Source organism: Piscinibacter sp., from assembly GCF_050175855.1.
Lineage (GTDB): Bacteria > Pseudomonadota > Gammaproteobacteria > Burkholderiales > Burkholderiaceae_C > Piscinibacter.
Window position 1 is genome coordinate 1 of the sequence record NZ_JBFXIO010000146.1, and the last position, 11121, is coordinate 11121.

The following is an 11121-nucleotide window of genomic DNA, read 5'->3' on the forward strand; positions in this document are numbered from 1 at the left end:
ACTTCGTGGCCGCCAAGTCGACCTCGTGCAACCTGACGCTGGCCGACAGGATCGTCAGCGCCACCGGGCTCGACCGCGCCCTGCCCTTCGTCTTCGAGGTCAAGGCCAGCTGCGCCGACGCGGCGGTGAACCTCGCCGGCATGCCCTACGAGTTCTGGAGCCTCGCGCTGTTCGCGGTCGTGGTGGTGGTGGTGCTGGTGTCGTTCAACGCACGCCAGCGCTGAGGCGCGGAGCGCCTCGGCAGGCCGTCACCCCGCGGCCAGCACGCGCTGCGCCTTCATGCCTTCCACTGCCTTGCCCTTGCGCGCGCGTTTGCCCGCATAGGCCGCCAGCGCCGCGCCCTTGAGCAGCTCCTCGCGCGGCTTTCCGCCGCGCAGCGCGGTGCCGGTCACCTGCAGCGCCTGCGCGAAGGCCGCCACGCTGACCAGTGCGTCCTTGGCGTCGAGGTCGATCAGCGTCAGGCCGCGTCCGCCGTTGGGCTGCAGCTTGAGCTCGTCCAGCGCGAAGGTCAGCAGCCGGCCGGCCAGCGACAGGCAGGCCACCTGCGTCGCACCGTCGACCACCGCCGGCGGCAGCGGCTTCTCTTCCGCCTCGAGGCTCATGAAGCCCTTGCCACCCTTCTGCCTGGCCACCAGGTCGCCCAGCCTGGCCATCAGGCCGAAGCCGCCGGTGCCGGCCAGCAGCAGCGTGGTGCCCGGGCTGCCGGCGATGTAGTGCGCCGGCTGCGTGCCCGATTCGAGGTCGATCAGGGTGGTGATGGGCTGGCCGTCGCCGCGGCCGCCGGGCAGGCCGGCCACGGACGTGGAGTACACACGGCCGTTGCTGCCGATGACGATCAGCGGGTCGACCGTGCGGCACGGGAAAGCGCCGTACAACGCGTCGCCGGCCTTGAACGACAGCGTGGCGGCATCGACCTCGTGGCCCTTGAGCGCACGCACCCAGCCCTTGAGGCTGATCACCACCGTCACCGGCTCGTCGATCACCTTCACTTCGGCGACGGCCTTGCGCTCCTCCTGGATCAGCGTGCGGCGGTCGTCGCCGTACTGCTTGGCGTCGGCCTCGATCTCCTTGACCACCGTGCGCTTCAGGCTCGCCGGGCTGGACAGGATGTCCTCCAGCTTGGCCTGCTCGGTGCGCAGTTCCTTGAGCTCCTGCTCGATCTTGATCGCCTCCAGCCGCGCCAGCTGGCGCAGCCGGATCTCGAGGATGTCCTCGGCCTGCCGGTCGCTCAGGCGGAAGCGCTCGATCAGCGCCGCCTTCGGCTCGTCGGCGTTGCGGATGATGCGGATCACCTCGTCGATGTTCAGCAGCACCAGCTGCCTGCCCTCGAGGATGTGGATGCGGTCGAGCACCTTGGACAGGCGATGCTGGGTGCGCCGCTGCACCGTGCCCTGGCGGAACTGCAGCCACTCCGACAGCACCTGGCGCAGGCTCTTCTGCGTCGGCCGGCCGTCGGCGCCGATCATCGTCAGGTTGATGGGAGCGCTGCTCTCCAGGCTGGTGTGCGCCAGCAGCACGATGATCAGCTCCTGCTGCTCGACGGTGCGCGACTTCGGCTCGAACACCAGGCGCACGGGCGCATCCTTGCTCGATTCGTCGCGCACCGCATCCAGCACCGCCAGCACCGTGGTCTTGAGCTGGGTCTGCTCGGTGGTCAGGGCCTTCTTGCCGGTCTTGACCTTGGGGTTGGTGAGCTCCTCAATCTCCTCCAGCACCTTGGCCGCGCTCGCGCCCGGCGGAAGCTCGGTGACGACCAGCTGCCACTGGCCGCGCGCCAGGTCCTCGATCTTCCAGCGCGCGCGCACCTTCAGGCTGCCGCGGCCGCTGGCGTAGGCGGCGCGGATGTCTTCCGCGCTGCTGATGATCTGGCCGCCGCCGGGGAAGTCCGGCCCGGGCAGCAGCGCGGCGAGTTCGTCGTCGGACAGCTTGTCGTTCTTCAGCAGCGCCACCGCGGCGGCGGCCACCTCGCGCAGGTTGTGGCTGGGCACCTCGGTGGCCAGGCCCACCGCGATGCCGCTGGCGCCGTTGAGCAGCACGAAGGGCAGACGTGCCGGCAGCAGCTTCGGCTCCTGCGTCGAGCCGTCATAGTTGGGGATGAAGTCGACCGTGCCTTCGTCGATCTCGTCGAGCAGCAGCCGCGAGATCGGCGCCAGGCGCGCCTCGGTGTAGCGCATCGCCGCGGCACCGTCGCCGTCGCGGCTGCCGAAGTTGCCCTGGCCGTCGATCAGCGGGTAGCGCTGGCTGAAGTCCTGCGCCATGCGCACCAGCGCGTCGTAGGCGGCCTGGTCGCCGTGCGGGTGGAAGCGGCCGAGAACGTCGCCGACCACGCGGGCGCTCTTGACGGCCTTGGGGCCGGAGGCCGTGGTGAAGGCCAGGCCCATGCGCTCCATCGCGTAGAGGATGCGCCGCTGCACCGGCTTCTGGCCGTCGCAGACGTCGGGCAGCGCGCGGCCCTTGACCACGCTAAGGGCGTATTCCAGGTAGGCCTGCTCGGCATACAGAGACAGCGCGATGGCGTCGTCGCCATCGCCCGTGGCCGGCGGCGGGGGGTCGAAGAGGTCGTCCATAGGAGGGCGGCATTCTCTCCCAAACCCGGGATCATCCCGGGCGCGGCCGGCCGGGCCGCTTCGTTACCATCGTCCCCACGCCGTACCCCCCAGGGAGTCCCATGCTGTCCGACATCGAGATCGCGCAGGCCGCGCGCCTGAAGCCCGTCCACGCCCTGGGCGATGCCCTGGGCATTCCCGAGGAGGCGCTGGACCCGCGCGGCCGCCACATCGGCAAGGTGGCCCAGCCCTGGCTCGACACCCTGGCCGACCGCCCCGACGGCAAGCTGGTGCTGGTGACGGCGATCTCGCCGACGCCGGCCGGCGAAGGCAAGACCACCACCACCGTGGGCCTGGGCGACGCACTCAACCGCATCGGCCAACGCGCCATCGTCTGCCTGCGCGAGCCCTCGCTCGGGCCGGTGTTCGGCATGAAGGGCGGTGCCGCCGGCGGCGGCTACGCCCAGGTGGTGCCGATGGAGCAGATCAACCTGCACTTCACCGGCGACTTCGCCGCGATCGCCCTGGCGCACAACCTGCTCGCGGCGATGATCGACAACCACATCCACCACGGCAACGCGCTCGGCTTCGACCTGCGCCGCATCACCTGGAAGCGGGTGATGGACATGAACGACCGCGCGCTGCGCGACAACGTGATCGGCCTGGGCGGCCCGGGCAACGGCATGCCGCGCGAGAGCGGCTTCGACATCGTGGTGGCGTCCGAGATCATGGCCATCCTGTGCCTGGCCACCAGCCTGTCGGACCTGAAGGAGCGGCTGGCGCGCATCGTCGTCGGCGAGACGGCCGACCGCCAGCCGATCACCTGCGCGCAGCTCAAGGCGCAGGGTGCGATGGCCGCGCTGCTGAAGGACGCGATCTCGCCCAACCTCGTGCAGACGCTGGAGAACAACCCGGCCTTCGTGCACGGCGGGCCGTTCGCCAACATCGCGCACGGCTGCAACACCGCCATCGCCACGCGCGCCGCGCTCAAGCTCGGCGACTACGTGGTCACCGAGGCCGGCTTCGGCGCCGACCTCGGTGCCGAGAAGTTCATCGACATCAAGTGCCGCAAGACCGGCCTGCGCCCCTCCGCCGCGGTGCTGGTGGCCACGGCGCGCGCGCTCAAGTACCACGGCGGCATGGCGGTGGCCGATGTCTCGAAGGAAGACGTGGCGGCGCTCGAGCGCGGCCTGCCCAACCTGGAGCGCCACCTGCGCAACGTGCAGGAGGTCTACGGCCTGCCCTGCGTGGTGGCGATCAACCACCGCTCGCACGACACGCCCGCCGAGATCGAGCTGCTGGTGCGCCGCGTCGAGGCGCTGGGCGGGCGCGCCGTGGTGGCCAGGCACTGGGCCGAGGGCGGCGCGGGTGCCGAGGCGCTGGCCCGCGAGGTGGTGGCCGCCTGCGAGAAACCGAACAGCTTCCGCTTCGTCTACGACGACGCGCTGCCGCTGTGGCAGAAGGTCGAGGCGATCGCGACCAAGGTCTACGGCGCGGCCGGCGTGACCGCGTCGGCAGCCGTCAAGGAACGCATCGAGCGGCTGCAGGCCGACGGCTACGGCCACTTCCCGGTGTGCATCGCCAAGACGCAGATGAGCTTCTCCACCAATGCCGCGCTGCGCGGCGCGCCGAGCGGCCACACGCTGGACATCCGCGAGGTGCGGCTGGCGGCCGGCGCCGAGTTCATCGTGATGGTCTGCGGCGACATCATGACCATGCCGGGCCTGCCCAAGGTGCCAGCCGCCGAACTGATCGACATCGACGCCCAAGGCCGCATCAGCGGCCTGTCCTGAAGGTCAGGCGCGCTGGAGGACGCGGATCAGCATGTCGATCGCGTCCTGCCCGTCCGGCGACTTGAGCCGGTGGCGGCGAAGCGCCTGCAGCAACTCGCCGCGCTCCAGCCCCTGCGTGTCGGCGCGCAGCAGCACGTTGGCGATGGCGCGCTGAACCTGCAGCGAGCGGGTCTGCGCGAACAGCGCGGCGATCGCCTTCAGGCTGTGCGGGTCGGAGACGCGCTGCTTGGCCAGCGCATCGAGCGCGCGCACCTGCGCCTCGGGGCCACTCAGGCGTGCGATGTCGGCGGCGATGGCACGCACCTCGCCGGCGCCGGCCAGCGGGCGGTGGCGCAGGTAGGTCTGCGCGATCTCCACGTCGTCGGGCCGAGGGCTGGTCAGTGCACGCACCGTGCGGTCGTGCGCCTCGCCGCCGCCCAGGCAAGCCAGCACGGCCGAATGGGCCACCTTGGCCGCATCGGCGCTGCCGCCGGCCTGCACACGCGCCAGCAACTCGCCGTCGCGCGACAGCGGCGAGGCGCAGACCAGGTCGACCTCGTGCTTGCCGATGCCATCGCGCGCCATGCGCGCGGTGATCAGGCGCACGAACTCGTCGTGCTGCTGCGTCTCGTCGAGCCAGCCGAGGCTTCGCGCGAGGTTGATCATGCGCGACTGCACGGCAGCGAGATCGGCATCCCGGGTGAAGTCGAGGAAGCGCTGACGAGCCGGCAGGTCGAGGCGGATCGCGTCGAAGGCCTTGGCGACATCGGGCTTCAGGCGCTGCGCGGCGCTCACCGAGCCCACGTAGCGCTCGAGGTGGTCGAGCAGCATGCGCACCTCGGTCACGTCGCGGCGCAGCACCTCGTGCACGAAGGCCATCTTCTGCGCCGTGCTGCGGCGGTCGTCGGCGAGCTGGCAGATGTCCTGGCGCAGCGCGATGTGCGCATCGTCGTCGCGCACGCCGCGCACGCTGATCATCGAGGTCGGCCCGAAGGCGTTGAGCAGCGCACTGCTCGGCCGGCCGCTGGCCACCTCGCCGGCCGGTGCCGTCTGCAGCACGCGCTCGAGCAGCGGCCCGGCGTAGCGGCCCAGCGGCGCCTTCGACGAGAAGCCGTAGAGCACCGGCACGTCCTTGAAGATCTGGCGCAACCGATCGCGGTTGCTCTCGCCGTAGTGCTCGCTGAGCTGCGCCGCGATGCGCTGTGCCTCGGCGGGCGTGCGGCCCGAGCGCTGCAGGCTGCGCAGCACCTCGGCGCCGGCGCTGCGTCGCGGGTCGGTCTTCAGCGTGTTGCAGCCGAACAGGTAGACCTCCTTGAGCTGCGAGAACAGACCGCTGCACGACTCGCTGCACGAGGCCTGCTGCAGGTCTTCGACCGGCAGCGCCTCCTTCTGCTCGAAACGGTCGGTGTAGAACTCGCTGCCATCGTCGAAATGGCCGGAGATCACCAGCGCATCGCAGCTCACGCCGCTGCGGCAGGCCTGTGCCCACCAGTCGGGCTGGCCGTGCTTGACGAGCTCGACGAAGCGGTAGTCGCCCGGCGGCAGCTGGCGCATCATCACGTCGCGCTCGTCGGGCGAGTTGATGGTCACGGTGCAGACCGTCTTCGGCGCGGCGCTCGCCGCCAGCGGCCAGGCCGCGGCGAGCAGCAGCGCAGCAGCCCAGCGGGCGGATGCCATCGGTAGCGGGGCAAGGTCACGCAGCGTCATCGGCACAGTGTTCCACAGTGCGCCGCCGCGGCGAAAACACATGTAAACACCCCGCACGAGGCTCAGCGCGCCCCGAGGAGAGTGATCAGCGCGTCGATGGTTCCTGCGCCGCCATCGCGAGAAGCCTCGCGCCTGAGCGAGATCAATGTCTCGCGAAGTCTTGCAGCCGGCAGCGCCGAACGGTCGGCCCGCAGCAGGATGCCCGCCACGGCCGACTGCACAGCGGACGACGGTGTGCGCCCGTAGAGATCCAGCAGGCGATGGAGCACGTCACCATCGGACACATAGTGGCGGCCGAGCGCCTCCAGAGCGCGAACTTGTGCCGGCCCGGCAGGCATTTCCGAAATGCCTTTCGTCAAGTCGCGCAGCTCGGCCGGGTCATCGACCGGCCGATGACGCAGGTAGGCCTGCGCGAGCTGCACGTCGGCTTCGGCCGGGCCGAGCAGTGCGCGCAGCGTGTGTGCACGGTCCTCCGCGCTGCCCAGGCAGGCGCGCATCGCGGCCTGCGCGGTACCCCCGTTTCCGTGGGTGCCACCGAGGCGCCCATCGAGGCTGCGGTCGGCGTTCAGGCGGCAGGCGAGGTTGACCTCGGCCACGCCCGCATCGCGCCGCGCCTGGAGCTCGCGCAGCATGGCAGCCAGTTCGTCACGGTGCGCCTCGCGGGTCAGCCAGCCGACGTCGCGGGCGAGGTCGAGCATGGCCACGCGCGTGTCCGGCCGGTCGGTCTGGCGCGCGTAGGCCAGCACGCGGTCACGGGCGTCCTCGTCGCGGGCGATCACCTCCAGCACCTGCGCGGCCAGCGGGTCGTCGAGCACGCTGGCGTCGAGCGACTCGCGCAGGCGGCGGATGCGGTCGAGGTTCAGGCGCGCTTCGCCGATGTGCCGCTGCAGCAGGCCGTAGACAAAGGCCAGCTTGGCGCCGATCGGCCGGCGTTCGTCGGCGAACTGGCACATGTCCAGGCGCGTCTGCCAATACGGATCGGCGGGCGTCAGGCCGGCCACCGAGGTCAGCGAGAACGGCGCGAAGGCGGCGAGCAGCCGGCTGCCGGCGCGCCCGCGCGCGATCTCTCGGTCGCCGGACTGGCGGAAGTAGCGGTCGAGCACGCTGCCGGCGATCGGGCCCAACGGCGCCGACGACGAGAAGCCGTAGATCACCGGCACGCCGGTGAAGATCTGGCGCATGCGGTCGCGGCTGCTTTCGCCGTGCGCGGCGGCCAGCGACTGCAGCTCGCGCTCGGCCTTCTCCTTCGTGTAGCCCTCGCGCACCAGGCTGCGCATCAGTTCGGCGGTGGCGCCGCTGTGCGGCTCGGGGTTCAGCGTGTTGCAGCCGAAGAGATAGACCTCCTTGAGCTTCGAGAACAAGGTCGGGCAGGAACCGCTGCACGACACCCGCTCCAGCTCGCTGACGGGCAGGAACTCGCGCGCATCCAGGCTGTCGGGAAAGAACTCGTTGCCGCCGTCGTAGTGCGCCGAGATGACCAGGATGTCGCACGACACCTTGGCGCGGCACGACGAATCGAGCCAGTCGGGCCGGCCGCGCTCGACCAGCTCGACGAAGCGGTAGTTCTCGCTGCCGAGATGGCGGCGGAAGCTCTCCTTCTCGTCGGGCGAATTGACGGTGATGGTGCACACCGTCTTGGGCGCCGGCCAGGCGGCCGGCGGAAGCAGGCCCAGCACGGCCGCCCCGATCCACACCATCCATCCACTCGCACCGCGCATGGCGGCATCGTAGCAACGCACCGCTCAGCGCGCTGGCAGCAGCTTCATCTCCGTCGCGCGGCGCGCCTGTCGCTCCTGCAGCAGCGCCCAGTACAGCTCCAGTACCAGGTGCACGTGGGCGCGCGTCTCGGCGATGTCGGGCACCTTGCCGCCGTGTCGGCGCACCGTACCCTCACCGGCATTCCAGGCGGCCAGCGCCACGTCGATGCCGCCGAAGCGGCGCTCGAGGTCAGCCAGCATGCGCGCGCCGGTGTGCACGTTGATCTTCGGGTCGAGCAGGCGGGTGGCGGCTGGCGTGCGGCGCTCCGCGGGCGTGGCGTAGCGATCACCGCTGACCGGCATGATCTGCATCAAGCCGAGCGCGCCGCGCGGCGACACCGCGCGCGCATTGAAGCCCGATTCGACCACGATCACCGCCTTGAGCAGTTCCTCGTCGACACCATGGGCCGTCGCAGCTTCGCGCAGCAGGGGCGCCAGCGCCTTCACTTCGGGCGCGATCTGCAGCCACAGCAGCAGGCCCTCGGCGCGGTCGGTCTTGCCGGGAACGGCCTCGCTGCCGTTGCCGCCCGGAGCGTCGCCGATCACGCGGCGGTAGCGTGAATCCACTTGCTGCGGCGCCACGTGCGCCACGCCGTCGCCGTCGATGTAAGCCCAGACCTCCGCCTGCGCCGCACCGCACGCACCGGCAGCCATCACCCAGCCTGCCAGCCACGCGCGCATCAGGCGGCCCCCAGCCCCCGCTCGTGCAGCAGCGCCGAGTGTTCATGGGCGAGCAGCGACATCACGACCAGCGAGTCGTAGCCCTCGGCGGTGCGCACGCTCTCGCGCAGCCGGCCCTCCTCGACGAAGCCTTCGCTGCGGTACAGCGCCAGCGCGCGCTCGTTGAGCGACTTCACATCGAGCCAGAAGCGGTGCGCGCCGAGGTCGCGGAAGGCCATCAGCGCCAGCAGCCGAACGCAGGCCCGGCCGAGCCCGTGGCCCTGGTCTTCGGGCAGCAGCACCAGGCGCTTGAGCTCCACCGACCGGTGCGGATTGCGGCAGCCCTGCAGGATGACGAAACCGGCCGGTTCGTATTGCGCGCCGGTCTCGACGATGAAGTGGCGGAAGTCGGGAAAGCGCACCGCACCTTCATGCTGCGTGCGCTCCCAGGGCGTGATGAACGGAAGGTTGGCCTGATCCTGCTCGACCGAGATGACGAAGTCGAGGTCCGACAGCATCGTCGGTCGCAGCCTCAGGTTCACGCTCGTTCCTTCACACGTCCACCTCGACGTCGTCGCCGCGCAGTTCCATCAGGTCGCGCCGCGCCTGCGCCTCGCCCTTGCCCATGAGCTTGGTCAGCGCCTCGACGGTGGCAGCGAAGCCCTGCGCGCCGAAGCTCACCTGCAGCAGCCGTCGCGTGTCGGGGTTCAGCGTGGTCTCCCACAGCTGCTCGGCATTCATCTCGCCCAGCCCCTTGAAGCGGCTGATCGTCCAGCTGTTCTCGCGCGCACCCTCCTTGCGCAGCTTGTCGAGCGCAGCGGTCAGCTCGCCCTCGTCGAGCGCGTAGATCTTCGCCGCCGGCTTCTTGCCGCGCGCCGGCGCATCGAGGCGGAACAGCGGCGGCTTGGCCACGTAGACGTGCCCGCGTTCGATCAGCTTGGGGAAGTGGCGGAAGAACAGCGTCAGCAGCAGCACCTGGATGTGCGAGCCGTCGACGTCGGCGTCCGACAGAATGCAGACCTTGCCGTAGCGCAGGCCGGAGAAATCGGGTTCGTCGTCGGGGCCGTGCGGATCGACGCCCACGGCCACCGCGATGTCGTGGATCTCGGTGTTGGCGAACAGGCGGTCGCGCTCCACTTCCCAGGCGTTGAGCACCTTGCCGCGCAGCGGCAGGATGGCCTGCGTCTCCTTGTCGCGGCCCATCTTGGCGCTGCCGCCGGCCGAATCGCCCTCGACGAGGAAGAGCTCGTTGAAGGCCAGGTCGCGGCTCTCGCAATCGGTCAGCTTGCCGGGCAGCACCGCCACGCCGGAGCCCTTGCGCTTCTCGACCTTCTGCCCGGCGCGCTGGCGCGTCTGCGCCTGCTTGATCACCAGTTCGGCGAGCTTGCGGCCGAGGTCGACGTGCTGGTTGAGCCACAGCTCCAGCGCCGGCTTGACGTAGGTGGAGACCAGGCGCAGCGCATCGCGCGAATTCAGCCGCTCCTTGATCTGGCCCTGGAACTGCGGGTCGAGCACCTTCGCGCTGAGCACGAAGCTGGCGCGAGAGAACACGTCTTCCGGCATCAGCTTCACGCCCTTGGGCAGCAGCGAATGCAGCTCGATGAAGCCCTTGACCGCGCCGAACAGGCCGTCCTTCAGGCCCGATTCGTGCGTGCCGCCGGCCGGTGTCGGGATGAGGTTGACGTAGCTCTCGCGCATCACGTTGCCGTCGTCGGTGAAGGCCACGCACCAGGCCGCGCCCTCGCCTTCGGCGAAGTTCTCGGTCTCGGCCCCGTCGGCGTAATGCTCGCCCTCGAACAGCGGGATGATCGGGTCGGCCGGCAGCGTCTGCATCAGGTAGTCGCGCAGGCCGCCCTTGTAGAGCCACTGCTGCCTGTCCCCCGTCTTCTCGGTAGCCAGCGTGACCGTCACGCCCGGCATCAGCACGGCCTTGCTGCGCAGCAGGTGGGTCAGCTCGCCACGCGGCAGCTCGGCGCTCTCGAAATACTTCGCATCCGGCCACGCGCGCACGGTGGTGCCGCTCCTGCGGTCACCGGCGGCAGCCTTGCGCGTCTTCAGCGGCTCGATCACGTCGCCGCCGGCAAAGACGATGGTGGCCACCTGGCCCTCGCGGTACACGGTGACCTCGAGCCGTTTCGCCAGCGCGTTGGTCACGCTCACGCCCACGCCGTGCAGGCCGCCGGAGAAGCTGTAGGCGCCACCCGCGCCCTTGTCGAACTTGCCGCCGGCGTGCAGCCGCGTGTAGACGATCTCCACCACCGGCACCTGCTCTTCCGGGTGCAGGCCGATCGGGATGCCGCGGCCGTCGTCCTCCACGCTCACCGAACCGTCGGCATGCAGCATCACGTCGATGCGCTGGCCGTGGCCGGCCAGGGCCTCGTCGGCCGCGTTGTCGATCACCTCCTGGATGATGTGCAGCGGGTTGTCGGTTCGGGTGTACATGCCCGGCCGCTGCTTGACGGGCTCCAGGCCCTTGAGAACGCGGATCGAGGCCTCGCCGTAGCTGCCGGGGGTCTTGCTCTTGGTTGCCATGACGGGGATTGTAGGCAGCGAGGTTCTGGGGGCTGGCCGCGGGTGCCGCCGCGGCGCACACTGCGGGTCGCCCGCGGCCCGCACGCGATGCGCGCCCCGGGCTTCCCATCACCGCACCAAGGAGAACCCATGTCGGAATACCTCGAC

At 70.4% G+C, this 11121-nt stretch carries 8 protein-coding genes; 2 read left to right on the plus strand and 6 right to left on the minus strand.

The genetic code is table 11. The annotated features are described in order from the left end of the window. The coding region (locus AB7U92_RS12695; protein WP_428577136.1) for a disulfide bond formation protein B at positions 1–224 on the plus strand (224 nt) is incomplete at its 5' end. Between the two features lie 24 nt (positions 225–248). Here the strand turns inward: AB7U92_RS12695 and parC are convergent. Further along, the gene (gene parC / locus AB7U92_RS12700) at positions 249–2567 is read right to left on the minus strand and encodes a DNA topoisomerase IV subunit A (protein WP_428577139.1); all 2319 of its coding nucleotides are present in this window, start codon (positions 2565–2567) and stop codon (positions 249–251) included. A gap of 101 nt (positions 2568–2668) precedes the next feature. Here parC and AB7U92_RS12705 point away from each other — a divergent pair, with 101 nt between their 5' ends. Beyond that, entirely contained in the window at positions 2669–4339 is a 1671-nt protein-coding gene (locus tag AB7U92_RS12705; protein WP_428577142.1) for a formate--tetrahydrofolate ligase, read from the plus strand. A 3-nt stretch (positions 4340–4342) separates the two neighbouring features. Here AB7U92_RS12705 and AB7U92_RS12710 read toward each other — a convergent pair whose 3' ends face one another. The 5 genes from AB7U92_RS12710 to AB7U92_RS12730 all read right to left on the minus strand — a co-directional run bounded on the left by AB7U92_RS12710 (position 4343) and on the right by AB7U92_RS12730 (position 10974). Beyond that, a complete protein-coding gene (locus AB7U92_RS12710) occupies positions 4343–5995 on the minus strand; it encodes a hypothetical protein (protein ID WP_428577145.1) in 1653 nt (550 codons plus the stop codon). A gap of 92 nt (positions 5996–6087) precedes the next feature. Continuing rightward, on the minus strand, positions 6088–7743 hold the full coding sequence (locus tag AB7U92_RS12715) for a hypothetical protein (RefSeq protein WP_428577148.1): 1656 nt from the start codon (positions 7741–7743) through the stop codon (positions 6088–6090). A gap of 24 nt (positions 7744–7767) precedes the next feature. Next, a complete protein-coding gene (locus AB7U92_RS12720; RefSeq protein ID WP_428577151.1) occupies positions 7768–8463 on the minus strand; it encodes a lytic transglycosylase domain-containing protein in 696 nt (231 codons plus the stop codon). After that, positions 8463–8984 (minus strand): GNAT family N-acetyltransferase, encoded by a 522-nt coding sequence (locus tag AB7U92_RS12725; protein WP_428577153.1) that lies wholly within the window; start codon positions 8982–8984, stop codon positions 8463–8465. Before AB7U92_RS12725 ends, AB7U92_RS12720 begins: the two co-directional genes overlap by 1 nt. 10 nt (positions 8985–8994) lie before the next feature. Beyond that, entirely contained in the window at positions 8995–10974 is a 1980-nt protein-coding gene (locus AB7U92_RS12730; RefSeq protein ID WP_428577156.1) for a DNA topoisomerase IV subunit B, read from the minus strand. Between the last annotated feature and the right edge of the window lie 147 nt (positions 10975–11121).